This window comes from Rhodanobacter spathiphylli B39, from assembly GCF_000264295.1.
Classification (GTDB): Bacteria; Pseudomonadota; Gammaproteobacteria; order Xanthomonadales; family Rhodanobacteraceae; genus Rhodanobacter; species Rhodanobacter spathiphylli.
This window is the reverse complement of the sequence record NZ_AJXT01000021.1, coordinates 1-26,198: the sequence shown is the minus strand read 5'-3', so window position 1 is coordinate 26,198 and position 26,198 is coordinate 1. Positions and strand designations below refer to the sequence as shown.

Sequence of the window (26,198 nt, the reverse complement as noted above, 5' to 3'; positions counted from 1 at the left end):
TTGGGGGTTGGGTTGGTTTGCCGTTCACCGGATGAGGGGAAATCGCATGCATGCAAGCAGTTCCAGACAGGCCATGAACGCCCGACGGGCGACGTTGATCCGGTTGCCGCTGGCGGCCGCCATCTGCCTCGCCATGGCGGCGCCCGCCATGGCGCAGGACACCGGGCAGCCCACGCCGCCCGACACCACGTCATCGACAAAGCAGAAAGCCACCACGCTCAGCGTGGTCACGGTGACCGCGCAGAAGCGCACGGAGAACCTGCAGAAGGTGCCGATCAGCATGGACGTGCTGGCCACCGACCAGCTCGAAGCGCTGCACGTGAAGAGTTTCGACGACTACGTGAAGTACCTGCCCAGCGTGACCTTCCAGCAAGGCGGTGGCGGCATCGCCACCGGGCCCGGCTTCGTCTCGATCTACATGCGCGGCGTGACCAGCGGCGGCAACACCAACCACTCCGGCTCGCAGCCGAGCGTGGGCGTCTACCTCGACGACCAGCCGGTGACGACGATCCAGGGCCCGCTCGACATCCACATGTACGACATCGCCCGCATCGAGGTCCTGGCCGGCCCGCAGGGCACGCTGTACGGCGCCAGCGCCGAGGCCGGCGCCCTGCGCATCATCACCAACAAGCCCGACCCCAGCGGTTACGCGGCCAGCTACAGCCTCGGCGTGGACACGCTCGCGCACGGCGGCATCGGCTACACGGGCGAGGGCATGCTCAACCTGCCGATCAATTCGACGGCCGCGATCCGCCTGGTCGGCTGGCGCGAGCACGATGCCGGCTACATCGACAACAAGGCCGGCTCGCGTACCTTCCCCACCTCGGGCATCACCATCAGCAACGCGCCGGGCTGCACGGCGAGCGGAAGCTCGCCGTCATCGGCATCCCAGTGCGTCGGCCATGCAAAAGACAACTACAACGACGCCAACATCACCGGCGCGCGCGCCGCGCTGAAGGTCGACCTCGACGACAACTGGTCGATCACGCCGATGCTGATGGGGCAGCAGACCATCTCGCACGGCAACTTCGCCAGCGACCCGGCGGTGGGCGACCTGGCTGTCACGCACTTCTATCCCGAGCGCGTCAACGATCGCTGGTGGCAGGGCGCGCTGACCGTGCAGGGCAAGATCGGCAACTTCGACCTGACCTATGCCTACGCGCACCTCAAGCGCAACCAGGAAGAGCAGACCGACTACAGCGACTACGGCTTCTGGTACGACGCGCTGTACGGCTCCGGTGCATCGTTCTATGACAACAACGGCGCGCTGGTGAATCCGTCGCAGCACATCAGCGATCGCGACGGCTACACCAACAGCAGCCACGAGCTGCGCCTGGTGTCACCGGCGGACGATCGCCTGCGCCTGGTCGCCGGTGCGTTCTGGCAGAAGCAGAAGCACGACATCATGCAGAACTACCAGGTCGACGGCCTGGCCGACGCGCTCTCCGTCAGCGGCTGGAACGACACCATCTGGCTGACCCGGCAGATGCGCTACGACCGCGACGAGGCGCTGTTCGGCGAACTGTCTTGGGACTTCATCCCCGACGTGCTCACCGGCACCATCGGCGAGCGCTATTACCGCACCAGCAACCAGCTGTACGGCTATTTCGGCTACGGCGCGGGCTTCTCCTCCAGCCAGGGCGAGGCCGCCTGCGTGTCGCCCGATCCGTTCATGGGCGCACCGTGCCTGGACTTCAACAAGAAGGTGAAGGAAAGCGGCAACCTCACCAAGTTCAACCTGACCTGGAACATCAGCGACACCAAGATGATCTACGCCACCCGCTCCGAGGGCTTCCGCCCCGGCGGCGTCAACCGGCGCGGCACCTTGCTGCCATACCACGCCGACTTCCTGATCAACCAGGAGCTGGGCTGGAAGACTTCGTGGCTGGACAACCGGGTGTCCTTCAACGGCGCGGTGTTCCGCGAAACCTGGAACGACTTCCAGTTCCCGATCCTCGGCGCAAACGGCCTCACCGAAATCAAGAACGCCAACTCCGCCCGCATCGAAGGTCTCGAATCGCAACTGAACTGGCAGGCCTCCTACAACCTGCAACTGACCGCCGGCTGGGCGATGTACCGGGCGCGGCTGACCGCCAACTACTGCGGCTTCACCGACGCCAGCGGGCGCCCGATCACCGACTGCCCGCCCGGCTCGCTCAACCCGCAGGACGGCAGCGTAGTGTCGGGACCGCTGGCGCCCAAGGGCACCCAGCTGCCGATCACGCCGAAGTTCAAGGGCAACCTGATCGCGCATTACAGCTTCAACATCGGTGACAGCGACGCGTTCGTGCAGGCGGCACTGGTCCACGTCGGCAAGCGCACCACCGACCTGCGCCTGAGCGAGCGGGCGCTGCTCGGCGACCTGCCCGCCTACACCACGCTGGATCTGTCGGCCGGCGTGCAGAAAGGCAGCTGGTCGGCCGACGTCTACATCAACAACGCGTTCGACAAGCGCTCGGCGCAATACAAGTACACCGAGTGCGGCGTCGACGTCTGCGGCGCGCACGGGGTGGTGACGTCATACCCGAACGGTCAGGTCTACACCGGCTACAGCCTGCCGCGCACGATCGGCATCCGCTTCAAGCAGGAGTTCTAGCTGCCAGACGGCGAAGGCCCCGGCGTGGACCGGGGCCTTCACATGCGACGGCACATCCCGTGCCGGGGTGAAGCGCGGAATTACTCGACGGTGACCGACTTGGCCAGGTTGCGTGGCTGGTCGACGTCGGTGCCGCGCAGCACGGCCACGTGGTAGGCCAGCAGCTGCAGCGGCACGGTGAACACCGCCGGGGCAATGAAGCTGCCGCCGGATTCCACGCGCAGCATCGTGCCGTGGGCGGCCATGTCGTCCATGCCGGCGGCACCGTCGGCGAACACGATCAGGCGACCGCCGCGGGCACGCACCTCCTGCAGGTTGGACTTCAGCTTGTCCAGCAGCGGGCCGTTCGGCGCCACCGCCACGATCGGCATGTTCTCGTCGACCAGGGCCAGCGGACCGTGCTTGAGCTCGCCCGCGGGATAGGCTTCGGCGTGGATGTAGGAGATTTCCTTGAGCTTCAGCGCGCCTTCCAGCGCGACCGGATATTGCGCGCCGCGACCCAGGAACAGGGCGTGCTGGCGGTGGATGAATTCGGCCGACAGCTCGATGATCGCCGGCTCCAGCTGCAGCGCGTCCTCGATCGCCCGGGGCAGATGCTGCAGCTCGGCGCACAGCGCGGCGTAGCGCGCATCATCGAGCCCGTTGCGGCGAGCCAGCTCCAGCGCCAGCAGGGCGAGGCCGGCCAGCTGGGTGGTGAAGGCCTTGGTCGAGGCCACGCCGATCTCGGGGCCGGCACGGGTCATCAGCTTCAGGTCGGCCTCGCGCACCAGCGAGGATTCGGGCGAATTGCAGATGACCAGGGTGCCCAGATAACCGCGGCGACCCGACTCGCGCATCGCGGCCAGCGTGTCGGCGGTTTCGCCGGATTGGGAGATGGCGACGAACAGCGTGCCGCTCGGCACCACCGCCTCGCGATAACGAAATTCGCTGGCCACTTCCACGCTGACCGGCAGGCGCGCGAATTCCTCGATCCAGTACTTGGCGACGAGGCCGGCGTGGTAGCTGGTGCCGCAGGCGATGATGTGCAGGCCGCGGGTGGCTTGCAGCAGCGCGTCGCTGTCGATGCCGAAGATGTTCGGCAGCACGCCATGCGGGCCAATGCGCGCCTCCAGCGTGTCGGCCACCGCACGCGGCTGCTCGAAGATCTCCTTCTGCATGTAGTGGCGGTATTCACCCCGCTCGACCGCATCCTTCGACAGCTCGCTCTCGTGCACCTCACGCTCCACCGGCGTGCCGTCCAGGCCGAATACCTGCACGTGGTCGCGGGTGATCTCGACCACGTCGTCCTCGTCGAGATAGAGCATCTTGTTGGTGACCTGGATCAGCGCCTGCGCATCGGAGCCCAGGAAGTTCTCGCCGATGCCGAGGCCGACCAGCAGCGGCGCGCCGCGACGTGCACCGACCACACGGTCGGGTTCTTCACTGCTGAGCACGGCAATCGCGTAGGCACCTTCCAGTTCGCGCACGGTGGCCAGCACTGCCTCGCGCAGACTCACGCCCGCCGCGTAGCGCCGGTCGATCAGCGCCGCCATCACTTCGGTGTCGGTGTCCGAGGTAAACACGTGGCCACCCGCCTGCAGTTCGGCGCGCAGGCTGGCGTAGTTCTCGATGATGCCGTTGTGCACGATGGAGATGCGTCCGGCCATGTGCGGATGCGCGTTCGCCTCGCTGGGCACGCCGTGGGTGGCCCAGCGCGTATGCGCGATGCCGGTGCCGCCGGGCAGCGGATCGGCCAGGTACAGCGCCTCCATTTCGCGCACCTTGCCCTTGGCGCGCGCCCGCCGGATCTCGCCGCGATCGATCACGGCCACGCCGGACGAGTCGTAACCCCGGTATTCGAGCGCCTTCAGGCCTGCGATCAGCAGCGGCGCGACATCACGCTGGGCAACGGCAGCAACAATTCCACACATCGAGCAGGTTTCCTTGGGTGAAAGACGGGACCTCCGGCCCCGTCGGGGGATGAGTGATTATGCGTGTGCGACCTGACTGCAGCCTTTCGGGCATGTGGCGGGCCGGGTCATCAGTTCACCTTGCGACGCAACCAGTTCAGCAGGTCGATGCGGGTGATCAGGCCGAGGAAGTCGTCGCCGTCGACCACGATGGCCACATGGCCGCGCTCGAACACCGGCAGCAGCGACTCGACCGGCGAGCGCACGTCGAGTTTCTGCAGGCTGGTGATCATGGCGCTCGACACCGAATCGCGGAAACGCGACTCGTCGGCGTGCACGTGCATCAGCACGTCCGACTCGTCGACGATGCCCACCAGCTTGCGGCCGTCCATCACCGGCAGCTGCGACACGTCGTACAGCTTCATGCGGTTGTAGGCGGTGATCAGCAATTCATTGGGGCCGACCACCACGGTGTCGCGCTGGGCGAACGGGCGCAGCAGCAGGTCGCGCAAGTCGCCGTGCTGCTCGCGCTCGATGAAGCCGTTGTCGAGCATCCAGTAGTCGTTGTACAGCTTGGACAGATACTTGTTGCCGGTGTCGCAGACCAGGGTCACCACGCGCTTCGACGTGGTCTGCTCGCGGCAGTAGCGCAGCGCCGCGGCCAGCAGGGTGCCGGTGGACGAGCCGCCCAGCACGCCTTCCTTCGCCAGCAGCTCGCGGGCGGTGAGGAAGCTTTCCTTGTCGGGGATCGCGTAGGCCTTCTTCACCCGGGTGAAGTCGCTGATGCCCGGCAGGAAGTCCTCGCCGATGCCTTCGACCATCCAGCTGGCCGACTTGGTCGAGAGCGTGCCCTCGTTGATGTATTCGGCAAGGATGGAACCGACCGGGTCGGCCAGCACCAGTTCGGTCTGCGGCGAGTGCTCGGCGAAGAATTTCGACAGGCCGCTCAGCGTGCCGGACGAACCGCAGCCGAGCACGATCGCGTCGACTTGGCCGTCCATCTGCTCGAGGATTTCGGGCCCGGTGGTGGCGATGTGCGCGGCCGGGTTGTCGGGGTTGCCGAACTGGTTGATGAAGTACGCGCCGGGCGTCTCGCGGGCGATCCGCTCGGCCATGTCCTGGTAATACTCGGGGTGACCCTTGGCCACGTCGGAACGGGTCAGCACCACCTCGGCGCCCATCGCCTTCAGGTTGAAGATCTTCTCGCGGCTCATCTTGTCCGGCACCACCAGGATCAGGCGGTAGCCCTTGGCCTGCGCCACCAGGGCCAGGCCAAGGCCGGTGTTGCCGGCGGTGCCTTCGACCAGGATGTCGCCCGGGCGGATGCGGCCGTCCTTCTCGGCACCCTCGATCATCGACAGGCCGATGCGATCCTTGATCGAGCCGCCGGGGTTGGCGCTCTCCAGCTTGAGGAACAGCTGGCACAGGCCGGTGTCCAGGCGCTGGGTGCGGACCATCGGGGTGCGGCCGATCAATTCAAGAACGCTCTGGTGAACCGTCATGGGGGCTCCGTGATGTGGTTGCGACGGGATGAAGACCGTCGCGACAAGAGGGCCATGATACCCGAGCGCCCGCAGCGGACAGTGCAAACGCGGCGGCCCCGGCACCCTTTCCGTCTGGCGGAAGGGCCCGGGGCCGCGTTCGCGAACAACCGAGTTCAGTGGACGAGATGCGCCCGGTCTGCCCACATGCGTTCGAGTCGGGCCTTGGCCAGCAGTTTTTCCTTCTTCATGCTGGCCAGGGTCATGTCGTCGATGGGCAGCACGCCGATGTCGGCGTCGTGCACCTTGCTGTCGAGTTCCCTGTGATGCTGGTAAAGCCGCCGGAATTCCGCATCGGCCTTCATCAATGCCTCGACATCATCACGCTGCTGGTTTTCAAACATGGTCCGACCTCCTCGCGAGTTGACGTGCGGACGCTACCGGCCGTCCGCAGACGGTGAACCGGGGCGCGCACCCTCGATCCGCGCCGGAATCCCGGATGCGGAGGAAGCTTTCGAAGCGAGGAATGCGTGCATGGTTCGGTCAATGACCCACGGGGTCGGGATGCCCCGTGGGACTTTGACCCTACTCCCCCGCCAGAGGGGGTGCAAGCGTTTCGAGGGCACTTTCGAGAAGCGTGGAAAGTTCCGTAAAAAACTGCCAAAACAGTCTTTTACATCCACTCAACGACTTTCTTCCGCGACCCTAACGGGGTTCGGAAACGACCGCTCAGCGATGCTGGCCGGACGGCTTGGCATCGGTCGCGGAAGGCTTGTCCGCGCTTTCCATCTGCGAGCGCAACGCCTTGGCGGCCTGGGCCGCCAGCTCGGCCTGCCGCTTGGCGGCGCGTGCCACCTTGCTCTGCGCCGCAGCCAGCTTCTTCGCCCGATCCGCTTCGGCCCGGGCCTGGTCGGCCGCCTGCGAATACTCCAGCCCTTGCGCCTGCAGCCGGGCCGCCTCCTCCTGCGCCAGCTGGTATTGCAGGCGCTGCCGCTCCAGCTCGCGCCGGGCCAGCTCCGCATCACGGCGACTGTTGTCCAGCAGGATCTGGTCGTGTTCGCGGTCGAGCTGGGTCAGCTTGACCTGGGCGTCCTGCACCTGGGCGGCAGTCTTGGCCAGGTCGACGCGACGCTCGGCCAGATAGAGCGCATGCGGCCGTTCGCGCGAGCCGGCCTGGGCCAGCCGGTTGATGGCGTCGCGGGCACGGGCCTGTTCGGCCTGGGCGTAGGCGCCAAGGCTGGGATCGCTGGCGAGCTGGTTGAGGCTGCCGGTCAGGCGGTTGATGTCGATGTCGTCCTGGCGGGCATGGGCCGAACCCAGCGTAGCCAACGCCAGCGCGAGGGTGGCGAGGATGATGGCGGAATGCCTCATGGCTGACCTCCCGCGGGGTCCACCGCAGGCTGTTGTGCGTTGTCCGGCACGGTCTGGAAACCGTCACCGGCCGGCGCGGACAGCGCCGAGGACGGCGGTGCCGGCATGTCTTCGGTGGGCTGGGCGTTGCTGGCCGGTGGCGCCGGCGCAGGCGCCTGCGCCGCGGCGGCCGCAGCCTCGCCCTGGGCCCGCAGGCGGCTGTTTTCCTGCATCTTGCTCTGGATCTGGGCGCGCGCTGCGCCCAGGCGGGCCTTGGCCTGGGCCAGTTCCGCGTCGGCGCGGGATTCCTCTGCCAGGTTCGCCGCGTCGGCGTACTTGCGTTCGGCCATGGCCGACTGCGCCAGCTGGAACTTGTCCTGGGCAAACCCGAGGTCCACCGGCGCATAATCGGCCGCGCCGGCGTCGCGAGCCATCTGCAGCTGGGTCTGGGCCATGTTCATCGAGTCATTGGGCGGCGGCACCGAGGCGCAGCCAGCCACGAACAGGGCCAGGACCAGGGCGATCAGGACGGTGCGGCCGGGCCGGAAATGTCCGGCCGGCAGGGAAAAGATGTGCATCACATTCCTCATGGTGTGTCGCAGCGTATTGTGGGCGGGCATAATCCATCATTGCAACGCGCATTTCGCAAACTAGGGGTTTTTCGTGGACATCGGTTACTTCCTCAAGCTTATGGTAGACAAGGGCGCGTCGGACATGTTCCTGTCCACGGGGGCCCCGGTGAATATCAAGGTCGAGGGCAAACTGTATCCGCTGGGCAATACCGGCCTTCCCAGCGGCATGGTCAAGAAGATCGCCTACTCGCTGATGGACGAAGGCCAGGTGCCCCAGTTCGAGCGCGACCTTGAATTGAACATGGCGCTGGCGGTGAAGGAAGCCGGGCGCTTCCGCATCAACGTGTTCAAGCAGCGCGGCGAAGTGGGCATGGTGATCCGCGCGATCAAGAGCGAGATTCCCAGCATCGAGCAGCTGCAGCTGCCGAAGATCTTCCGCGACCTGATCATGGAGCCGCGCGGCCTGATCCTGGTGGTCGGCGCCACCGGCTCGGGCAAGTCGACCACGCTGGCGGCGATGCTCGACCACCGCAACACGAATTCCTCCGGCCACATCCTCACCATCGAGGATCCGATCGAGTACCTGCACCGGCACAAGAAGTCGATCGTCAACCAGCGCGAGGTGGGCCTGGACACCCACACCTATCACGAGGCCCTGAAGAACGCGATGCGCGAGGCGCCGGACGTGATCATGATCGGCGAGATCCGCGACACCGACACCATGGAAGCGGCGATCGCCTTCTCCGAGACCGGCCACCTGTGCCTGGCCACGCTGCACTCGAACAACGCCGACCAGACGCTGGAACGCATCCTCAACTTCTTCCCCGAATCGGCGCACAAGAACGTGCTGATGAACCTGGCGCTGAACCTGCGCGCGGTGATCAGCCAGCGCCTGGTGATCGGCAAGGACGGCCGGCGCATTCCCGCCGCCGAGGTGCTGCTGAACACCCCGCTGATCCGCGACATGATCCGCCGCGGCCAGACCCACGAGATCAAGGAGGCGATGGACCGCAGCCTGCAGGAAGGCATGCAGACCTTCGACCAGTCGCTCTACCGCCTGTACAAGGAAGGCCGCGTGGACCTGGACGAAGCGCTCAACAAGTCCGACTCGCGCGACGGCCTGGCCCTGAAGATCCGCCTGGCCGAAGGCGGCACCAGCGACGAGGAACTGGCCGGCAACGACCCGTACGGGATGGGCTTCTAGAAAAGCGCCCCATGGCCGCCGCAAAACCCCTTCTCCCCGCCGGGGAGACAAATCGGCAGGATTGCCGATTTGCACGGCGACAGCCGCCCGAAGGGTGAGGGCCAAGGATGGCCCGAATGCAGGTGGCCCGAAGGGTCGGATGAGGGGTCACGGTTGCGGCAGATCCCCACCCCCGACAAAGCGATCGCGCACAAGGTGCGCTCCTGCACGTTCTCAAGGCGCGTCCGGCTGAGCCTCCGGCGCAGCCCGCTGGAAGGCTTCCAGCTCGTTGCAGGCGCGGTGGATGCGCGCGATGGTGGGGTAGTCGTCCATCGGCAGTTTCCAGCGCAGCGCGTTGTATACCTGCGGAATCAGGCAGGCGTCGGCCATGCTCGGCGTCTCGCCGTGGCAATAGCGGCCCGTCGCGGCGCTGTCGGACAGCTGCTCCTCGATCGCCTTGAAACCCACGGCCATCCAGTGCCGCGACCAGGTCGCGCGCTGTTCCTCGCTGGCCCCGAATTCGGCTTCCAGCTGTTGCAGGACACGCAGGTTGCCCAATGGATGGATGTCGCAGGTGACCGCCATCGCCAGCGCCCTGACCTGGGCGCGACCGCGGGCGTCCACCGGCAGCAGGGCCGTTTCCAGTTCCGGGTGCATCTCGTCCAGGTATTCCATGATCGCCAGTGACTGGGTGATCACCCGATCGCCATCGAGCAGGCACGGCACCATTTCCTGCGGGTTGAGTGCCTGGAAGGCCGGCGCATGCTGCTGACCGCCGTCCTGCACCAGGTGCACCGGCCGGGTTTCGTACTCCAGCCCCTTGAGGTTGAGCGCGATGCGCACGCGATAGGCGGCGCTGGAGCGCCAGTAGCTGTAGAGCACCAGACCGGTGGCCATGAGCAGTCCCCCTCTGCACGATGATGGCAAGCAGGCGACAGTGTGGCCCGGGCCGGGCCGGCCCGCAACGCCCCGTCGCCGGTGCCCCGGTTTGCATCGACACGACCGGGACCGGACAATACCCGGCTGCCGCCGTTCGCGGTGAACCCCGACCACCACTGGAGTCCTGCCGTGTCCGTCACCCGCATGAGCGACCTCGATTTGCGCGACCAGCGCGTGCTGATCCGCGAAGACCTGAACGTGCCGTTCGACGACCACGGCCAGATCACCTCGACCCAGCGCCTCGACGCCGCCCTGCCAACCATCCGGGCCGCCCGCGATGCCGGCGCCCGGGTCATGGTGATGTCGCACCTGGGCCGACCCAAGGAAGGCCAGTTCGACGCCGAGTCCTCGCTGGCTCCGGTGGCGCTGTGGCTCGGCGGCAAGCTGGATCAGCCGGTGCGGCTGGTTTCCGACTACCTGGCCGCCGGCGTCGAGGTCGGCCCCGGCGAGGTCGTGCTGCTGGAAAACTGCCGCATGAATGTCGGCGAGGGCAAGGACGACGAAGCGCTGGCGAAGCAGTATGCGGCGCTGTGCGACATCTTCGTGATGGATGCCTTCGGCACTGCACACCGCGCCCAGGCCTCGACCCACGGCGTGATCAGGTATGCCCCGGTCGCCGCCGCCGGCCCGCTGCTGTGCGCCGAGCTCGACGCGCTGGGCAAGGCGCTGGAACATCCGGCCCACCCGCTGCTGGCGATCGTGGCCGGTTCGAAGGTGTCGACCAAGCTGACCCTGCTGGACAACCTGATCGGCAAGGTCGACCAGTTGATCGTGGGCGGCGGCATCGCCAACACCTTCATCGCGGCGATGGGCCACTCGGTCGGCAACTCGCTGGTGGAGATGGACCTGATCGACGCGGCGAAGAAGGTGCTGGCCGACGCGAAGCGACGTGGCGCCGAAGTGCCGATGCCGGTCGACGTGGTGGTGGCACCGACCTTCTCCGCCCAGGCGCCGGCCACGGTGAAACCGGTCGACCAGGTCGGACCGGACGAGATGATCCTCGACATCGGCCCGCAAACCGCGGAGATCTACGCCGCGCTGATCGCCAAGGCCGGCACCGTGGTGTGGAACGGTCCGGTCGGCGTGTTCGAGTTCGACGCCTTCGGCAAGGGCACCGAGACCCTGGCCCGCGCGATCGCCGCGTCGGACGCGTTCTCGATCGCCGGCGGCGGCGACACCCTGGCCGCGGTCGACAAGTACGGCATCGCCGACCAGGTTTCCTACATCTCCACCGGCGGCGGCGCGTTCCTGGAATTCCTCGAAGGCAAGGAACTGCCCGCAGTCACCGCATTGAAGGCGCGGGCCGCCAAGTAATGCTCTGCCTGTTCGACCTCGACGGCACCCTGATCGATTCCGAGCATGGCATCACCGCCTGCGTGAGACACGCGCTGGCCCGGCTCGACGTGCCGGCGCCCGCGCACGAGGAACTGCGCCGCTGGATCGGTCCGCCGCTGCGGCACAGCTTTGCGCCCTTGCTGGATCAAGATCCCGAGCGGATCGAGGCGGCGGTGGATTACTACCACGAGCGTTTCAACACGCTGGGCTGGCGGGAACACGAGATCTATCCGGGCATCGAGGCGCTGATCGAACGGCTGCTCGGCGCCGGTCACCGACTGGCCGTGGTCACCAGCAAGCCGCACCGCCACGCCGCGCCGATCATTGCCCACCTGCCCTTCGGCGACGCCTTCCTGCGCCTGTACGGCCCGCATCCGGGCAGCGCACACAGCGAGAAGGCCTCGATGATCGCCGAGGCGCTGGCGGACTTCGACAGCGACCCGGCAGACGCCGTGATGATCGGCGACCGCCACTTCGACATCGACGGCGCAGTGGCCAACCGCGTGCGCGGCTTCGGCGTGCTGTGGGGCTTCGGCAACCGCGAGGAACTGGAGCAGGCCGGCGCCAGCGCGATCGCGGCGACACCGGACGACCTGGCCCGGCTGCTGCTCGCCTGAGCTTGCCGGCGCGTAAAAAAAGCCGCGGCATGCCGCGGCTTTCTTTGTGGAGAAGCCCGCGCTCAGCGCACGACGCGCTTCACTGCATCGATCACGTGCGACACGGTGAAACCGAAGTGCTCGAACAGCTGCGGCGCCGGCGCGGAGGCACCGAACGTGGTCATGCCGATGACCTCGCCGTCCAGGCCCACGTACTTGCACCAGAAGTCGGCGGTCGCCGCTTCCACCGCCACGCGGGCTCGGCACCAACCGGGCAGCACGCCTTCGCGGTATTCCAGTGGCTGCGCGTCGAACACCTCGGTGCACGGCATCGACACCACGCGCACGGCCACGCCCTGCTGGGCCAGCGCGCGCGAGGCTTCCATGGCCAGTTCCACTTCCGAGCCGGTGGCGATCAGGATGGCCTGGAACTTCGTGTCCAGCGGATCGGACAGCACGTAGCCGCCGCGCTGGATGTCGGCGACCTGCTGCTCGCTGCGCTGCTGATGCTTGAGGTTCTGCCGCGAGAAGATCAGGCACGACGGCGCGCCCTTGCGCTCGATCGCCGCCTTCCACGACGCGGCCGATTCCACCGCGTCGCACGGACGCCACAACTGGTTGTTCGGGATGTAGCGCAGGCTGGCCATGTGCTCGACCGGCTGGTGGGTCGGACCGTCCTCGCCCAGGCCGATCGAGTCGTGGGTATAGACGTGGATCGCGTGCGCCGGGATAAGCGCGCTCATGCGCACCGCGTTGCGCGCGTAGTCGGAGAACACCAGGAAGGTCGCGTCGTACGGGATGAAGCCGCCGTGCAGGGCAAGACCATTCGCGATCGCGGTCATGCCGAACTCGCGCACGCCGTAGTAGACGTAGTTGCCCTTGCCGCCGGCGCTGTCGCCATTGCCGGCATCGAGGCTGCCCTTCCACTTGGTGAGGTTGGAGCCGGCCAGGTCGGCCGAGCCGCCGATCAGCTCGGGCAGCAGCGGGCCGAACGCGTCCAGCGTCATCTGCGAGGCCTTGCGCGAGGCCACTTCCGGGCCCTCGGCCTGCAATTTCGCGATATACGCCTGTGACTTTTCCGCCCAGTCGGCGGGCAGCTCGCCGGCGAGGCGGCGCTTGAACTCGGCGGCCAGCTCCGGATGCGCGGCGGCGTACTTCGCGAACGCGTCGTTCCAGCCCTGCTCGGCCTCATTACCTGACTTTTTGTGATCCCAGCCGGCGTAGATCTCGGTCGGGATTTCGAACGGGGCGTACTTCCAGCCCAGCTGTTCGCGGGCGGCGGCGATCTCGTCCTTGCCCAGCGGGGCGCCGTGGCTTTCTTCCTTGCCCTGCTTGTGCGGCGCGCCGAAACCGATGATGGTCTTCGCGCAGATCAGGGTGGGCTTGTCGTGCTGCGCCGTGGCGGCAGCAATCGCCTTGCTGATCGCCTCGGCGTCGTGCCCGTCGACGCCGCGGATCACGTTCCAGCCGTAGGCCTCGAAGCGCGCCGGAGTGTCGTCGGTGAACCAGCCGTGCACTTCGCCGTCGATCGAGATGCCATTGTCGTCATAGATCGCCACCAGCTTGCCCAGCTGCCAGGTGCCGGCCAGCGAGGCGACTTCGTGCGAGATGCCCTCCATCAGGCAGCCGTCGCCGAGGAAGACGTAGGTGTGGTGATCGACCACTTCGTGGCCGTCACGGTTGAAGTGCGCCGCCAGCACCTTCTCCGCCAGCGCGAAGCCGACGGCGTTGGCCAGGCCCTGGCCCAGCGGGCCGGTGGTGGTTTCCACTCCCGGCGTTTCGCTGGCTTCCGGATGGCCGGCAGTCTTCGAATGCAGCTGGCGGAAGCGCTTCAGCTGCTCCATCGGCAGGTCGAAGCCGGTCAGGTGCAGCAGCGCGTACTGCAGCATCGAGCCGTGACCGTTGGACAGCACGAAGCGATCGCGGTTGAACCACTTGGGGTTGGCCGGATTGAACTTCAGGAAATCGTTCCACAGCACCTCGGCGATGTCGGCCATGCCCATGGGCATGCCCGGATGACCGGACTTGGCCGCCTCCACGGCGTCCATGGCAAGGGCGCGCACGGCGTTGGCGAGTTCGCGGCGGGTGGTCATCGGCAGTCTCCGGCGGGTGCAAAACATCTATTGTCGCCGATCGACCGTGCGCTGTCGTCTGCGGCTTTCCGATTAATCACCGCTTAACCCCGACACCCCACGGTTCGGCAAGCTTCAGTCTCGACCCACTATCAATGTGCCCGCAGCGCCATCCCCGAGCGCTGCCCGACCCGTGCGTTTCGCTGAACGCGCCGTGGTCCGGATCAAAGAAGAGGAATCCCCATGAACAAGCATCTATTCGCACTCGCCATCACCACCACTGCACTTTGCACAGTCCCGGTCTTTGCCCAGGACATCCAGTCCACGACCGGCACGACCGACGCCGCCACCAGCGGCAACTTCCAGCCCGGCCAGCCAATCGGCGGCGGCAACTGGTTCCTCAACGGCAGTGTCGGCCAGGCCCATATGCGCGTCGGCCCCTACAACGACCACCCGACGACCTACGCCATCAACGGCGGCTACCGCTGGAAGGTCGGCCCGGATGTCGGCCTCGGCGTGGAGGTCGGCTACAACGACCTGGGCAACTTCAAGCTGAAGAACGCCTTCAACAGCAACGACGTCAACCTGACCGACCGCCGCAACGCGCTGCGCGGCTGGACCGCCGGGGTCAACGGCAAGATCAACGTGTGGCAGGGGCTGTATGTCAGCGGCCGGGCCGGCGTGTATGGCTGGAAGGGCCACGGCTACGCCAACCAGGACATCAACCGGCATGACCTCGACCAGGTCGACTGGTATGCCGGCGTGGGCACGGGCTACGACTTCAACCCGCATTTCAGCCTGGGCTTGTCGTACGACTACTACCGCGCCAACAAGGATCGGGTCGGCCTGACCTCGGACACGGCCTCGCTGACCGCCGAGTACCGCTTCTGATCCGTCCCGAACCGTTTTCGTTAACGCTGGCTTAATACTGAACTAATCGGTATTGAATCTTTCCCGGCCCGACCCATCTAAGTCTCCGTGTCGCCGGCCACCTTGGACAGCGCACCACCAGCAGCGGCCATTCCCCCATCGGGCCGACTGCCATGACAACAAACTGGAGAAGCTCCATGAAAATGAACAAGACCCTGATCGCCCTCGCCCTGGCCACTGCTGGCGTGTTCGCCGGCCCCGCCGTGTTCGCGCAGAGCGCGCCCACCCACAATGACGGCTGGTTCATCAACGGCAACGTCGGCCAGACCTCGATCAACCATGGTGCGTACGACGACAACGACACCGGCTATGGCATCAACGGCGGTTACCGTTGGGCGGTGAGCCCGTCGGTCGCGCTGGGCGCCGAGGTCGGTTACAACGATCTGGGCAACATCCACGCCAAGAACATCTTCAACAGCCAGCCGGTGGTCGAGGATGGCAAGTCGCAGCTGCACGGCTGGACGGCCGGCGTCAACGGCCACTTCAATGTCACCCCGAACTGGTACGTCAGCGCCCGTGGCGGCATCTACGGCTGGAAGGGCCACGGCCTCAGCAACGACGCCAACCCGGTTCGCAAGGGCCTGGACGACACCAGCTGGTACGCCGGTGCCGGCGTGGGTTACGACTTCAGCAACAACGTCAGTGTCGGCCTGAACTACGACTACTACGACGCGAAGAAGGACCGCGTGGACCTCAGCACCGACATGGTCTCGGTCAGCGCCGAATATCGCTTCTGATCGGTTGTCGGCTCAAGGTAAAAAAACGGGCGCCGCGAGGCGCCCGTTCTCTTTGTAGCGTGCTGCTTCCCGCGATCACCGACGATCGCGGGAATTCGACCTCAGCCCTTCCACTGACCCAGCGCCGCCAGCCCGTTGTCACGGGCGCGGGCGTGCACGGTTTTCTGGGCGTCGGCGTAGTTCGCCTTCATGTCCTTCGCCCACAGCTTCAGCGCGGCCTGCTGCATCGCGCGGCCGTAGGAGAACGACAGCGGCCACGGATGCGGACCGATCTGGTTCATCGCGTTGAGGTGGGCGGTGGACTGCTCGTCGGTCTGGCCGCCGGAAAGGAACACGATGCCCGGCAGCGAGGCCGGCACGGTGGACTTCAGCACGCGCACGGTGGCCTCGGCCACTTCCTCGACGTCGACCTGCTCGTCCGAGTCCTTGCCCGGGATGACCATGCTGATCTTCAGGATGGTGCCTTCCAGCATCACATTCTGCTCGTACAGCGCGTTGAACAGGCTGCGCAGCACGGCCTCGTGCACTTCGTAGCTGACCTCGATGCTGTGGTCGCCGTCCATGATCACTTCGGGCTCGACCATCGGCACCAGGCCCGCTTCCTGGCACAGCGCCGCATAGCGCGCCAGCACGTGGCAGTTCGCCTCGATCGCGGTGGAGCTGGGGTTTTCTTCGGTGATGTTGATCACCGCGCGCCACTTGGCGAACTGCGCGCCGAGCTTGGCGTATTCCTGCAGGCGTTCACGCAGGCCGTCGAGGCCTTCGGTGACGACGTCGCCGGGGAAGCCGGCCAGCGGCTGCGGGCCCTTGTCGACCTTGATGCCGGGGATGATGCCCAGCTTCTTCATGACCTGGGTGAACGGCACGCCGTCCCTGGTCGACTGGCGGATCGTCTCGTCGTACAGGATCGCGCCGGAGATGTGCTCGTTCAGGCCCGGCGTGGTCAGCAGCAGCTCGCGGTAGGCGCGACGGTTCTCCTCGGTGTTCTCGATGCCGACGGCCTCGAAACGCTTCCGGATGGTGTTGGTCGACTCGTCGATGGCGATGATGCCCTTGCCGGGCGCGACCATCGCCAGGGCGATGCTTTCGAGATCTTCAATACTCATGACGACTCCGTGGTGCGGCCGGCTTCACGCCCGCACATGGTTGAAGCCGCCTCGAAGACGAAGCGGCATGGTTCAAAACGGCAATTATAGGCCAGATTCACCGGCCGGCGCGTCAGACGGCCCCGCAGCGGCCCGCGACCGCCTCAGGGCGTGTAGCCGGGCAGCTTGCAGGCATCCATCAGCTGCTGGCGCTGGGCCGGGTCCTTGGGCGCGTTGAACGGCACGATGTAATAGGTGGCCACCGGCTCACCGATGCGGTTGTTCAGCGACGGGCCGTAGCGGAAGTTGGAAACCGCGCTGCGCGCGACCGGCCCCAGGTCGCTCTTGGGCACCACCTTGACCACCTGCACGTTCATCGGCACGCCGTCCGAACCGACCGTATACGTCACCGCCGCGCAGCCGGGCTTGTCCAGGTTCAATCCCGTATTGGGCACATCCATCTGCACCTGGGTGTTGAGCAGGATCCAGTAGCGATAGAGGTCCTGCTGGTCGATCTTGCGCGCCTGGCCCTGGGCGAACACCGGGGCGACGACGCCAAGCGCCAATGCCAGCAACAGTCCTTGGCGCAACGGGCGGAAATGGGTCTTCATGGCGTTTCTCCAGCACGGGTGGGCAGTTCAAGTTTAGTCGACCGCTTGTTCAGCGACAGTCAGCACGACCCGGCCAGACAGCAAGCCGTCAGCATCACAGGTCGCGCAGGCACTCCACCATGCCGTCGCTGCCGACCGAAAGCAGCTTCAGCGTATTGGTCCCCCCGCCCTGGCCGACGTGGTCGCCCTGGGTCAGCACCACGCGATCGCCTTCCTGCAGACGTCCCTGGGCGAACAACTGCTGCACCGCCGAGCGTGCGGTGGCGACCGAAGTCAGGCCCTCGTGGGAGAACGCCACCGGCTGCACGTCGCGCAACAGCAACATGCGCCGACGCGAGCCGGCCATCGGCGACAGGGCAAAGATCGGTACGGCGCTGCCGTAGCGTGACAGCCATTGCGCGGTGGCGCCGGATTCGGTCAGCGCCACGATCGCCCGCACGTCGAGCTGGCTGGCCAGCATCATCGCGGCCAGCGCGATCGCCTGGTCGGTGCGATCGAGCATGTGGCCGGTGGCGGTCAGGTCCTCCTTCGGCTCGAACTGGCGTTCGGCGCCCAGGCAGATCCGGCGCATCGCGGCCACCGCCTTGTCCGGATGCGCGCCGGCGGCGGTTTCCTCCGACAGCATCACCGCGTCGGTGCCGTCGATCACCGCGTTGGCCACGTCGAGCACTTCGGCCCGGGTGGGGATCGGCGAACGCACCATCGACTGCAGCATCTGCGTGGCGGTGATCACCGCGCGGTTGCGCTGCACCGACTCGCGGATGATCTTCTTCTGCAGGCCGGGCAGCTCGGCGTCGCCGATCTCCACGCCAAGGTCGCCGCGCGCCACCATCACCACGTCGGACGCGTCGATGATTTCGCCCAGCACGGGGATCGCATCGGCGCGCTCGATCTTCGCCACCAGCGCGGCGTTGCCGCCGGCCTCGTGCAGCAGGCGGCGCGCCTGGTGCATGTCCTCGGCCGAACGGACGAAGGAGATGGCCAGGAAGTCCGCACCGATCTCGGCGGCCAGCTTGATGTCGGACTTGTCCTTGTCCGACAGCGCCGTCACCGACAGTCCGCCGCCCTGGCGGTTGAGTCCCTTGCGGTTGGACAGCCTGCCGCCGATCAGCACCTGGCAGCGTACCTCGGCGCCGACCACGTCCAGCACGGTCAGCGCGACGAGTCCGTCGTCCAGCAGCAGCACGTCGCCGGCCTGCACGTCGCCGGGCAGGCCGTAATAACTCACGCCCACGCGCGAGGCGTCGCCGGGCGGCGCATCGGGCCGGCAATCCAGCACGAAGGGCGCGCCATCGGCCAGCTCCACCGGCCCGTTGGCGAACGTCTCGATGCGGATCTTCGGGCCTTGCAGGTCGGCCAGGATGCCCACCTCGCAACCGGCTTCGCTGGCTGCGGCACGCACCGCATTGGCGCGCGCCCGATGATCATCGGGCTGGCCGTGCGACAGATTCAGGCGTACCACGTTGACGCCTTCGGTGATGACTCGCGCCAGCATGCCCGGCGCGTCGGTGGCGGGACCGAGGGTGGCGACGATCTTGGTACGGCGCAGCGGATTCTCGTTCATGGGTCGAGGCTAGCAGATGAATGGCAGCGCGCCACCCCCATGCATTCGTATGCATGAAGACGGTGACGCGGACGGACGGCTATTTGCCCAGGGCGAGGTTCAGTACCGCCGCCAGCCGACGGCCGGCCTGGCGCAGGCGCAGCTCCGCCTCGGGCAGCTCGGCCCGGACGTAGGCCTTGTCGATCGCATGCCCGGACGGATAGAAGCCCGGCTCGGCGGTGATCCGGCAGGATTCCTCGGCCCACTGGGCGTAGGGGTTGTCCAGCGGGGCGATCGGCGCGGGCAGCGCGACCGGCACGGCGGAATCCAGCCGCTCCGCGTACTGCTGCCAGTCCAGGTCGCGGCTGTAGAGCATGCTCGAATCCCACACCTTGTGCAGGTTGCTGCCCTTGCCCTCGAACTGCACCTGGAAGGTGTTGCCACCCTTGTCGTCGCGATAGCCGGCATGCAGCGGCTGGTGGATGTCGCCGACAAAATGCACCACGAATTTCAGCGCGTTGCGCCGCGCCTTGTCGCTCTGGCTGCGGTCGCCCAGCACGCCGACGTAATACTGCAGGGCCGACACCACACAGTTGCCCTTGCCGCAATCGCGCGGCGGCACGTAGTCGCAGGCGCTGCCGCCGCGGAAATTGATGTAGTGCTGGCCGCGGGTCTGCTTCCACAAGGCCGCCATCGCCGGATCGTCCTGCATCTGGTCCGGCCAGTTGGCGATGTCGGCCAGCGAACTGGTGTGCTCCGGCGCCAGCAGGCGCACGACCTCGGCTTCGGCGGCGGGACTCAGGTGGCGCTGCGCCAGTTCGGCCACCACGCTGTGACCCAGCGGCCCCCATGCCTGTGCCGGCGCGATGACGAGACAGGCCAGAAAGACGGCGGCGCGGCGGGCGAAGCTCATGGTGGTTGATCCGGCGGAATGATGTCCGCAGCATGCCACAGACGGCTGCGGCTTTTTGCCGCTCGCCGTGCCCCGTGCACGGCGCCAGCCGGTGCCATGCCATCCGGCCTCGCCCGGCCTGCCGCGGCGGTCGGGCAACCCGGGCGGATTGGCTGTAAAATGGCGGTTTCCCGGCCGCCGCCGCGGCCTTGCCTGCCATCCCCAAGAGAGGACGTTCACTCATGACCATCAAGGTCGGCATCAACGGCTTCGGCCGCATCGGCCGCAACGTGCTGCGCTCTGCCGTGCAGAACTTCGGCAACGATATCGAGATCGTGGCGATCAACGACCTGCTGGAGCCGGACTACCTTGCCTACATGCTGAGCTACGACTCCGTGCACGGCCGCTTCAAGGGCGACGTGAAGATCGTGGACGGCCACCTGGTGATCAACGGCAAGACCATCCGCCTGACCCAGGAACGCGACCCGGCCAACCTGAAGTGGAATGAAGTGAACGCCGACGTGGTGATCGAGTCCACCGGCCTGTTCCTGACCAAGGAAACCGCGCAGAAGCACATCGACGCGGGCGCGAAGAAGGTGATCCTGTCCGCGCCGTCCAAGGACGACACGCCGATGTTCGTCTACGGCGTCAACGACAAGACCTACAAGGGCGAGGCGATCATCTCCAACGCCAGCTGCACCACCAACTGCCTGGCGCCGATCGCCAAGGTGCTCAACGACAAGTGGGGCATCAAGCGCGGCCTGATGACCACCGTGCACGCGGCCACGGCCACCCAGAAGACCGTCGACGGCCCCAGCAACAAGGACTGGCGCGGCGGCCGCGGCATCCTGGAAAACATCATCCCGTCCTCCACCGGCGCGGCCAAGGCGGTCGGCGTGGTGATCCCCGAGCTCAACAAGAAGCTCACCGGCATGAGCTTCCGCGTGCCGACCTCGGACGTCTCGGTGGTCGACCTCACCGTCGAGCTGGAAAAGGACGCCAGCTACGCCGAGATCTGCGCCGAGATGAAGGCGCAGTCGGAAGGCGCGTTGAAGGGCATCCTCGGCTATACCGAAGACAAGGTCGTGGCCACCGACTTCCGCGGCGAGACCTGCACCTCGGTGTTCGACGCCGACGCCGGCATCGCCCTGGACAGCACTTTCGTCAAGCTGGTCAGCTGGTACGACAACGAGTGGGGCTATTCGAACAAGTGCCTGGAAATGGTGCGCGTCATCGCGAAGTAATCCGCTGATTCGCAGACACCGAAGCCCGCGCCGATCCTGGTCGGCGCGGGCTTTTTCATGTGCGATCGAAAATCAGCGTGTCTCCGCCCGCGCGTCCGCACGGACACCAAGCCAGCCCTTGATCGAAGCGATCACCAGCGGGATGGCGCCGAAGCCGATGAAGATCAGGTCACCGGGCAGGCGCAGCCATTCGACCAGGTGCGAACGCGGCATCGCCACGTACTCGGCGCTGCGCGCATGCCAGTAGCCGTGCTTCAGCACGTCCCACAACTGCATCACGCCACTGGGAAACAGACTCATCAGGATCATCAGCATCAGTCCGATGTTGGTGCCCCAGAACGCCACCCTGACGTACTTCTCGATACCGGGCCACCGCGCGTCGCTGCTGGCCTGACGCAGGCAGAACACCATCAGCGCGACGGCCAGCATGCCGAACACGCCCATCAGCGCCGCATGGCCATGGGTCGGCGTGATCTGCGTGCCCACTTCGTAGTAGCTGACGATCGGCAGGTTGAGGAAGAAGCCGAACATGCCCGCGCCGACGAAGTTCCAGAAGCCCACCGCCATCAGGAAATAGAACGTCCACTTGTGCGGCACCGCCACGGCCTTGCCGCACACGTCGCAATCGCCGCGGGTGGTGCGCACGAAGTCCCAGGCGTCCAGCGTCAGCAAGGTCAGCGGCACCACTTCGAGTACCGAGAACAGCGCCGAAAGCGACATGTTGAAGTTCGTGTGGCCAGTGAAATACCAGTGGTGCCCGGTGCCGATCAGGCCGCCCAGGAAATACAGGATGGCGTCCAGGTAGATCACGCGCAAAGCCACGTTGCGCCGGGTCAGGCCCAGTTGATAGAAGGTCAGCGCCACGATGGTCGTGGCGAAGAACTCGAAGAAGCCCTCGACCCACAGATGGATGATCCAGAAGCGCCAGGTATCGACCACCGTGTAATTGGTCTTGGCGCCAAAAAACAACGCCGGCACGTAGAACACCGGAATGGCGACCGCGGCGAACATGAACATTTTCGCCAGCGGTCGGGCGGCCACGTTGGCCACTGCGCGCGGTCGCGCCAGCACCCACAGGATGGCGAACCAGACCAGCAGACCAACCACCAGCAGGTATTGCCATACGCGTCCGAGCTCGAGGTACTCCCAGCCCTGGTCGCCAAGCCAGAACCACAGATTGCCCAGCTTCTGCTCGATGCCGGCCCAGACCCCGAGCAGGCTGCCGCCGATGACCACCACGAAGGCCGCAAACAGCACGTGCACCCAGCCGGCCAGCCAGCGCGGCTCGTCATCCGGCGCGCGCAACGAGCGGCCAAGGAACAGGGCGGCAGCCACATATGCCGTGGCGATCCAGAAGATCGCGGTTTGCAGATGCCAGGTGCGCAGCAGGTTGCTGGGGAAGATGTTCTCCAGCTGGAAACCGTAGAAGCTGCCCGGATCGGCACGGAAATGCGCCACGCCGCCGCCGACCAGGGTCTGCATCAGGAACAGCAGCGCCACCACCACGAAGAACTTCACCAGCGCACGCTGCCCCCGGCTGGACTGACCCGGCAGCAGCTGCGGGTGCACGTGATGGCCGCGACTGATCCAGCCGAGGTAGTCGAACTTGCCGAATGCCAGCAGCACGGTCGCGATGCCCGCCAGCAGCACCAGCAGGCTCAGCGCGCTCCACAGCAGTGCGCTGCCGGTGGCCACGTTGCCCACGCTCGGGTCGTAGGGAAAGTTGTTGGTATACGACGCATCCGTGCCGGGCCGCGTCGCCACCGAAGCCCACGCCGCCCAGGTCACGAAGGCGGTGAACTGGTGCAGCTCCGCGGGGTCGGTGATCAGGTTCGGCTTGAGCCCGCCATTCTTCGTCGAGTCCCTGAAATAATCCGTCCAGTAGGCAACCTGCCGCCGGTAGGCGACGGCCTCGGGTTCTATCAGCCGCAGCACGCCGCTCTGCGCGTCGTAGCGGTTGGCTTTCAGGGTCACCGCCGTTTCGGCATGCACCGCGGCCTGCTGCCGGGCATCCAGCGCAGCCACCGGTTTCCCGTACTGCGTGCCGGCAATCGCCGCGGCGGTGTCTTCGCCCAGCCGATGCAACGCCTCGGCAGAGTAGTCGGGCCCCAGGTAGGCGCCGTGTCCCCAGATGCTGCCGTTGTCCATCAGCCCGTACTTGAGGAACACCGCCTGGCCATCGCCGATGTCGTCGCCGCTGAACAGCACCCCGCCCTGGGCGTCGACCACCTGTGTGGGAATCGGTGGCGCATTGCGGTAGGCGAGCAAGGTGACGGCAAGCAATCCGGCGAAACCGATCACCATCACCAGCGCCACCGTTCGCAGCCACCACGGCGACAACTCGGTATCGTCTTCGGTCAAGGGTTGTGCGGCTTCATTCATCGCTACTTTCTCCGGCAAGGCGAGAGAATGCGGGCCGATGCGACGAAAGATCGCATGATCATGAGCATGACCATGCCGGTTGGGCCCGCGCGCAAGCATCGATGCGACGACCCCACTCCCCTGCCGTCGCGCCGAGCCGTCCCACCATAAACCTTTTCTTTTCGCGTCGCCCGTATCGGCGCGGAGCCAACGAGGTCAGCGTTGCAGCAGCGGCAGCTTGTCCGGCACTCCGTCCCACTTCGCGGCGTCCTCCATCGCCGGGATCTTGCTGGTCAGCACCGGCCATTCGCGCGCCAGCTCGGCGTTGATCGACATGAAGATCTCCTGCCCCGCCGGCACGTCGAGCCCGGGGAAGATCGCGCCGACCGGGCACTCCTCCACGCACAACGTGCAGTCGATGCATTCGTCCGGGTCGATCACCAGGAAATTGGGACCGGCGTGAAAGCAGTCCACCGGACACACCTCGACGCAATCGGTGTGCTTGCAGTTGATGCAGTTTTCGGTGACGACGTGCGTCATCTTGCCTCCTTCCGACGCCTGCCGGTGTGTCGCTAGAGTGTCCGGGACGGATAGTGCGAAAGCCATGATCCAGGTCAGTGCCGATGACGCACCGCCATCGCAGAATTCACCCGATTCCCAACTTCCCCAAGGAGCAACCCATGATGCGCAAACTGATTGCCATTGCCCTGCTCGGCCTGCTGTCCACTCCGCTGATGGCCGCCGAATGCGCGACCACGGTCGAGGCGAACGACGCCATGCAGTACAACACCAAGACGATCACCGTACCCAAGACCTGCAAGTCGTTCAAGGTCACCCTGAAGCACACCGGCAAGCTGCCGGCCACCGCGATGGGGCACAACTGGGTGCTGTCGCACGCCAGCGACGAAGCGGGCGTGATTTCCGACGGCATGAAGGCCGGCGCGGGCAGCAGCTACGAAAAGCCGGGTGACGCGCGCATCATCGCGCACACCAAGCTGATCGGCGGCGGCGAATCCGATGTCGCCACCATCGACGTGGCCAAGCTGAAGGCCGGCGAGCAGTACGCGTTCTTCTGCACCTTCCCCGGCCATGCCGCGCTGATGAAGGGCACCTTGAGCCTGGGCCAGTAAGCTCCTTGGACCAGCGACGCATCCGGCCGCCATGGCCGGGTGCGTTTTTTGTTGGTGCCGGCATCACGCAGCGCTCCACGCACGGATCTACCATGTCCCGCATGAACCCGCAGTCGACCCTCGATGAAACCGCCCTGGCCAGGCTGGTCGACCACTTCTACGAGAAGGTGCGGCGCGATGCGCAGATCGGCCCGATCTTCAACGCGGCCGTGCATGACTGGAACGAGCACAAGCGCCTGCTCACCTCGTTCTGGGCCTCGGTGGCGCTGCGTGCCGGCAGCTATCGCGGCAACCCGATGGGCGCACACCGGCCCCACCCGATCCGCGCCGAACACTTCGACCGCTGGCTGGCGCTGTGGCGAGAAACCTGCGCGGAAGAACTGGACGAAACCGCCGCCGCCACGATGCTGGAATACGCCGAGCGCATCGGCCGCAGTCTGAAATACGGGCTGGGCCTCCCTCCGCAGGCTCAGCCGTTCGGCGTGCCGATCGTCGGCATCGAGCGTTGAAGCAAACCGGGATTGCCACAGGGTGGGCGCTGCCCGTCCTGCGACAACCCCGTGCGACCTGGCTCAGGCCAGCGCTTTCAACGCCGCGTCGTAGTCCGGTTCGTGGCCGATCTCGCTGACCAGCTCGGCGTGGATGACCTTGTCGCGTTCGTCCAGCACCACCACCGCACGCGCGGCCAATCCCGCCAGCGGTCCGCTGGCGATCGCCACGCCGTAGTCGTTGAGGAACTGGCGGCCGCGCATCAGCGACAGGTTGATCACCTTGTCCAGTCCTTCGGCGCCGCAGAAGCGCGCCTGCGCAAACGGCAGGTCGGCCGAGATGCACAGCACCACGGTGTTGTCGAGCTGGCCGGCCAGCTCGTTGAAGCGGCGCACCGAGGTGGCGCACACGCCGGTGTCGATGCTGGGGAAGATGTTCAGCACCTTGCGCTTGCCGGCATGGCTCGACAGCGTCACGTCGGACAGGTCGCCGCCGACCAGGCTGAAGGCCGGCGCGGTCGAACCTGGCGCTGGAAACTGGCCGTCGACGCTGATCGGCTGGCCCTTGAATGTGACTGCGGACATCGTGCACCTCGTTGCTGGATGGATGGCTACAAGTAGAACATGGTCTTGGCCAGGAACACGATGCCGACCATCAAGCCCAGCACGATGCGATGGGTATGCCTGAAGCGACAGACGTCCATCTTGCCGCTGCGCATCGCCCACATCGCGTTGACGAACACTCCCAGCACGCCGAACGCCAGCAGCACCTTGAGCAGCAGCCAGTTGCCGAAGCGGCTGCCGACGCACTCCAGCCCGCCGCAGCGGATATCGAACAGGACGCCGCCGCTGACGAACAGCAGGATCACCACCACCGGCATGAAACGGCGCACCCGCGCCATCACCGCCTTCTCGATGCGCTGCATGGTGGCGATGTCGAAATGCCGATGCAGCGCTTCGAGCACCACCACCTCGAAGGTCACCGCGCCGACGAAGACGATCGCGCAGGACAGATGCAACAGCACGACCCACGGATACCAGGCACTCATGCGCACTCTCCGGAAACATGCGCCCGAGTCTGCGCGTGAGCGCCGCAAGTCGCGCTGACATGGATCAACCCGCGTTGCCGCCCCGCGCTCAGAGCCTGTGGTTTTCTTCTATCGC

General features: G+C 66.3%; 24 protein-coding genes. 9 read left to right on the top strand and 15 right to left on the bottom strand.

Annotation, left to right across the window (positions count from 1 at the left end; genetic code table 11):
* The first annotated feature begins 73 nt into the window (after window positions 1-73).
* Window positions 74-2,596, top strand: a complete 2,523-nt coding sequence (locus tag UU7_RS09045) for a TonB-dependent receptor (protein ID WP_007807550.1) — start codon at window positions 74-76, stop codon at window positions 2,594-2,596.
* An 80-nt stretch (window positions 2,597-2,676) separates the two neighbouring features.
* On the opposite strand, the gene glmS is transcribed toward UU7_RS09045, so the two are convergent.
* The 5 genes from glmS to UU7_RS09020 form a co-directional block, all read right to left on the bottom strand.
* Entirely contained in the window at window positions 2,677-4,506 is a 1,830-nt protein-coding gene (gene glmS / locus UU7_RS09040; protein WP_007807548.1) for a glutamine--fructose-6-phosphate transaminase (isomerizing), read from the bottom strand.
* A 110-nt stretch (window positions 4,507-4,616) separates the two neighbouring features.
* Window positions 4,617-5,987 (bottom strand): pyridoxal-phosphate dependent enzyme, encoded by a 1,371-nt coding sequence (locus tag UU7_RS09035; RefSeq protein ID WP_007807546.1) that lies wholly within the window; start codon window positions 5,985-5,987, stop codon window positions 4,617-4,619.
* A 155-nt stretch (window positions 5,988-6,142) separates the two neighbouring features.
* Entirely contained in the window at window positions 6,143-6,370 is a 228-nt protein-coding gene (locus UU7_RS09030; protein ID WP_007807544.1) for an HP1242/YdcH family protein, read from the bottom strand.
* 325 nt (window positions 6,371-6,695) lie between these two features.
* Window positions 6,696-7,337, bottom strand: a complete 642-nt coding sequence (locus UU7_RS09025; RefSeq protein WP_007807543.1) for a hypothetical protein — start codon at window positions 7,335-7,337, stop codon at window positions 6,696-6,698.
* On the bottom strand, window positions 7,334-7,894 hold the full coding sequence (locus UU7_RS09020; RefSeq protein ID WP_007807541.1) for a DUF4398 domain-containing protein: 561 nt from the start codon (window positions 7,892-7,894) through the stop codon (window positions 7,334-7,336). The genes UU7_RS09025 and UU7_RS09020 overlap by 4 nt, the downstream gene beginning before the upstream one ends.
* A gap of 85 nt (window positions 7,895-7,979) precedes the next feature.
* Here UU7_RS09020 and UU7_RS09015 point away from each other — a divergent pair, with 85 nt between their 5' ends.
* Window positions 7,980-9,092: a PilT/PilU family type 4a pilus ATPase gene (locus tag UU7_RS09015; RefSeq protein WP_007807540.1), complete on the top strand. Its 1,113-nt coding sequence runs from the start codon at window positions 7,980-7,982 to the stop codon at window positions 9,090-9,092.
* Window positions 9,093-9,305: 213 nt separating this feature from the next.
* On the opposite strand, the gene maiA is transcribed toward UU7_RS09015, so the two are convergent.
* The gene (gene maiA, locus UU7_RS09010) at window positions 9,306-9,968 is read right to left on the bottom strand and encodes a maleylacetoacetate isomerase (protein WP_007807538.1); all 663 of its coding nucleotides are present in this window, start codon (window positions 9,966-9,968) and stop codon (window positions 9,306-9,308) included.
* Window positions 9,969-10,139: 171 nt separating this feature from the next.
* On the opposite strand from maiA, the gene UU7_RS09005 reads away from it, so the two are divergent.
* Together UU7_RS09005 and UU7_RS09000 are read left to right on the top strand one after the other, a co-directional pair.
* Entirely contained in the window at window positions 10,140-11,324 is a 1,185-nt protein-coding gene (locus UU7_RS09005; RefSeq protein ID WP_007807536.1) for a phosphoglycerate kinase, read from the top strand.
* Complete coding sequence (locus tag UU7_RS09000; protein ID WP_007807535.1) at window positions 11,324-11,962, top strand: HAD hydrolase-like protein; 639 nt, start codon at window positions 11,324-11,326, stop codon at window positions 11,960-11,962. The genes UU7_RS09005 and UU7_RS09000 overlap by 1 nt, the downstream gene beginning before the upstream one ends.
* Before the next feature lie 62 nt (window positions 11,963-12,024).
* Here UU7_RS09000 and tkt read toward each other — a convergent pair whose 3' ends face one another.
* Window positions 12,025-14,034, bottom strand: a complete 2,010-nt coding sequence (tkt, locus tag UU7_RS08995) for a transketolase (RefSeq protein ID WP_007807532.1) — start codon at window positions 14,032-14,034, stop codon at window positions 12,025-12,027.
* Window positions 14,035-14,256: 222 nt separating this feature from the next.
* Here tkt and UU7_RS08990 point away from each other — a divergent pair, with 222 nt between their 5' ends.
* Complete coding sequence (locus UU7_RS08990; RefSeq protein WP_007807530.1) at window positions 14,257-14,904, top strand: outer membrane beta-barrel protein; 648 nt, start codon at window positions 14,257-14,259, stop codon at window positions 14,902-14,904.
* A gap of 176 nt (window positions 14,905-15,080) precedes the next feature.
* The gene (locus UU7_RS08985; RefSeq protein ID WP_007807528.1) at window positions 15,081-15,680 is read left to right on the top strand and encodes a porin family protein; all 600 of its coding nucleotides are present in this window, start codon (window positions 15,081-15,083) and stop codon (window positions 15,678-15,680) included.
* Between the two features lie 101 nt (window positions 15,681-15,781).
* Here UU7_RS08985 and UU7_RS08980 read toward each other — a convergent pair whose 3' ends face one another.
* From UU7_RS08980 to UU7_RS08965, 4 genes are all read right to left on the bottom strand, one after another.
* Window positions 15,782-16,786, bottom strand: a complete 1,005-nt coding sequence (locus UU7_RS08980) for a class I fructose-bisphosphate aldolase (RefSeq protein WP_007807526.1) — start codon at window positions 16,784-16,786, stop codon at window positions 15,782-15,784.
* Window positions 16,787-16,929: 143 nt separating this feature from the next.
* Complete coding sequence (locus UU7_RS08975) at window positions 16,930-17,376, bottom strand: energy transducer TonB (protein ID WP_007807524.1); 447 nt, start codon at window positions 17,374-17,376, stop codon at window positions 16,930-16,932.
* A gap of 94 nt (window positions 17,377-17,470) precedes the next feature.
* Window positions 17,471-18,940: a pyruvate kinase gene (gene pyk / locus UU7_RS08970; protein ID WP_007807522.1), complete on the bottom strand. Its 1,470-nt coding sequence runs from the start codon at window positions 18,938-18,940 to the stop codon at window positions 17,471-17,473.
* A gap of 79 nt (window positions 18,941-19,019) precedes the next feature.
* Window positions 19,020-19,832 (bottom strand): S1/P1 nuclease, encoded by an 813-nt coding sequence (locus UU7_RS08965; protein ID WP_007807519.1) that lies wholly within the window; start codon window positions 19,830-19,832, stop codon window positions 19,020-19,022.
* A 221-nt stretch (window positions 19,833-20,053) separates the two neighbouring features.
* Here UU7_RS08965 and gap point away from each other — a divergent pair, with 221 nt between their 5' ends.
* Window positions 20,054-21,055: a type I glyceraldehyde-3-phosphate dehydrogenase gene (gene gap, locus UU7_RS08960; protein WP_007807517.1), complete on the top strand. Its 1,002-nt coding sequence runs from the start codon at window positions 20,054-20,056 to the stop codon at window positions 21,053-21,055.
* 72 nt (window positions 21,056-21,127) lie between these two features.
* On the opposite strand, the gene UU7_RS08955 is transcribed toward gap, so the two are convergent.
* Complete coding sequence (locus UU7_RS08955; protein ID WP_007807515.1) at window positions 21,128-23,437, bottom strand: nitric-oxide reductase large subunit; 2,310 nt, start codon at window positions 23,435-23,437, stop codon at window positions 21,128-21,130.
* A gap of 195 nt (window positions 23,438-23,632) precedes the next feature.
* Window positions 23,633-23,956 (bottom strand): ferredoxin FdxA, encoded by a 324-nt coding sequence (fdxA, locus tag UU7_RS08950; protein WP_007807513.1) that lies wholly within the window; start codon window positions 23,954-23,956, stop codon window positions 23,633-23,635.
* A gap of 143 nt (window positions 23,957-24,099) precedes the next feature.
* Between fdxA and azu the strand changes: the two genes are divergently transcribed.
* Both azu and UU7_RS08940 read left to right on the top strand, forming a co-directional pair.
* The gene (azu, locus tag UU7_RS08945; protein WP_040673172.1) at window positions 24,100-24,546 is read left to right on the top strand and encodes an azurin; all 447 of its coding nucleotides are present in this window, start codon (window positions 24,100-24,102) and stop codon (window positions 24,544-24,546) included.
* 101 nt (window positions 24,547-24,647) lie between these two features.
* Window positions 24,648-25,055 carry a group III truncated hemoglobin gene (locus UU7_RS08940; protein WP_007807510.1) on the top strand — a complete coding sequence of 136 codons (408 nt, stop codon included), beginning with the start codon at window positions 24,648-24,650 and terminating at the stop codon, window positions 25,053-25,055.
* A gap of 63 nt (window positions 25,056-25,118) precedes the next feature.
* On the opposite strand, the gene tpx is transcribed toward UU7_RS08940, so the two are convergent.
* Both tpx and UU7_RS08930 read right to left on the bottom strand, forming a co-directional pair.
* A complete protein-coding gene (tpx, locus tag UU7_RS08935; RefSeq protein WP_007807508.1) occupies window positions 25,119-25,619 on the bottom strand; it encodes a thiol peroxidase in 501 nt (166 codons plus the stop codon).
* 26 nt (window positions 25,620-25,645) lie between these two features.
* Window positions 25,646-26,083 (bottom strand): CopD family copper resistance protein, encoded by a 438-nt coding sequence (locus UU7_RS08930; protein ID WP_007807505.1) that lies wholly within the window; start codon window positions 26,081-26,083, stop codon window positions 25,646-25,648.
* Window positions 26,084-26,198 lie beyond the last annotated feature (115 nt).

What these genes read in the sequence shown, in the direction of transcription:
- UU7_RS09045 (WP_007807550.1), top strand. Translation starts at nt 74, where the DNA reads ATGAACGCCCGACGGGCGACGTTGATCCGGTTGCCGCTGGCGGCCGCC.
- glmS (WP_007807548.1), bottom strand. Translation starts at nt 4,506, where the DNA reads ATGTGTGGAATTGTTGCTGCCGTTGCCCAGCGTGATGTCGCGCCGCTG.
- UU7_RS09035 (WP_007807546.1), bottom strand. Translation starts at nt 5,987, where the DNA reads ATGACGGTTCACCAGAGCGTTCTTGAATTGATCGGCCGCACCCCGATG.
- UU7_RS09030 (WP_007807544.1), bottom strand. Translation starts at nt 6,370, where the DNA reads ATGTTTGAAAACCAGCAGCGTGATGATGTCGAGGCATTGATGAAGGCC.
- UU7_RS09025 (WP_007807543.1), bottom strand. Translation starts at nt 7,337, where the DNA reads ATGAGGCATTCCGCCATCATCCTCGCCACCCTCGCGCTGGCGTTGGCT.
- UU7_RS09020 (WP_007807541.1), bottom strand. Translation starts at nt 7,894, where the DNA reads ATGCACATCTTTTCCCTGCCGGCCGGACATTTCCGGCCCGGCCGCACC.
- maiA (WP_007807538.1), bottom strand. Translation starts at nt 9,968, where the DNA reads ATGGCCACCGGTCTGGTGCTCTACAGCTACTGGCGCTCCAGCGCCGCC.
- UU7_RS09000 (WP_007807535.1), top strand. Translation starts at nt 11,324, where the DNA reads ATGCTCTGCCTGTTCGACCTCGACGGCACCCTGATCGATTCCGAGCAT.
- tkt (WP_007807532.1), bottom strand. Translation starts at nt 14,034, where the DNA reads ATGACCACCCGCCGCGAACTCGCCAACGCCGTGCGCGCCCTTGCCATG.
- UU7_RS08990 (WP_007807530.1), top strand. Translation starts at nt 14,257, where the DNA reads ATGAACAAGCATCTATTCGCACTCGCCATCACCACCACTGCACTTTGC.
- UU7_RS08985 (WP_007807528.1), top strand. Translation starts at nt 15,081, where the DNA reads ATGAAAATGAACAAGACCCTGATCGCCCTCGCCCTGGCCACTGCTGGC.
- UU7_RS08980 (WP_007807526.1), bottom strand. Translation starts at nt 16,786, where the DNA reads ATGAGTATTGAAGATCTCGAAAGCATCGCCCTGGCGATGGTCGCGCCC.
- UU7_RS08975 (WP_007807524.1), bottom strand. Translation starts at nt 17,376, where the DNA reads ATGAAGACCCATTTCCGCCCGTTGCGCCAAGGACTGTTGCTGGCATTG.
- pyk (WP_007807522.1), bottom strand. Translation starts at nt 18,940, where the DNA reads ATGAACGAGAATCCGCTGCGCCGTACCAAGATCGTCGCCACCCTCGGT.
- UU7_RS08965 (WP_007807519.1), bottom strand. Translation starts at nt 19,832, where the DNA reads ATGAGCTTCGCCCGCCGCGCCGCCGTCTTTCTGGCCTGTCTCGTCATC.
- gap (WP_007807517.1), top strand. Translation starts at nt 20,054, where the DNA reads ATGACCATCAAGGTCGGCATCAACGGCTTCGGCCGCATCGGCCGCAAC.
- UU7_RS08955 (WP_007807515.1), bottom strand. Translation starts at nt 23,437, where the DNA reads ATGAATGAAGCCGCACAACCCTTGACCGAAGACGATACCGAGTTGTCG.
- fdxA (WP_007807513.1), bottom strand. Translation starts at nt 23,956, where the DNA reads ATGACGCACGTCGTCACCGAAAACTGCATCAACTGCAAGCACACCGAT.
- azu (WP_040673172.1), top strand. Translation starts at nt 24,100, where the DNA reads ATGCGCAAACTGATTGCCATTGCCCTGCTCGGCCTGCTGTCCACTCCG.
- UU7_RS08940 (WP_007807510.1), top strand. Translation starts at nt 24,648, where the DNA reads ATGAACCCGCAGTCGACCCTCGATGAAACCGCCCTGGCCAGGCTGGTC.
- tpx (WP_007807508.1), bottom strand. Translation starts at nt 25,619, where the DNA reads ATGTCCGCAGTCACATTCAAGGGCCAGCCGATCAGCGTCGACGGCCAG.
- UU7_RS08930 (WP_007807505.1), bottom strand. Translation starts at nt 26,083, where the DNA reads ATGAGTGCCTGGTATCCGTGGGTCGTGCTGTTGCATCTGTCCTGCGCG.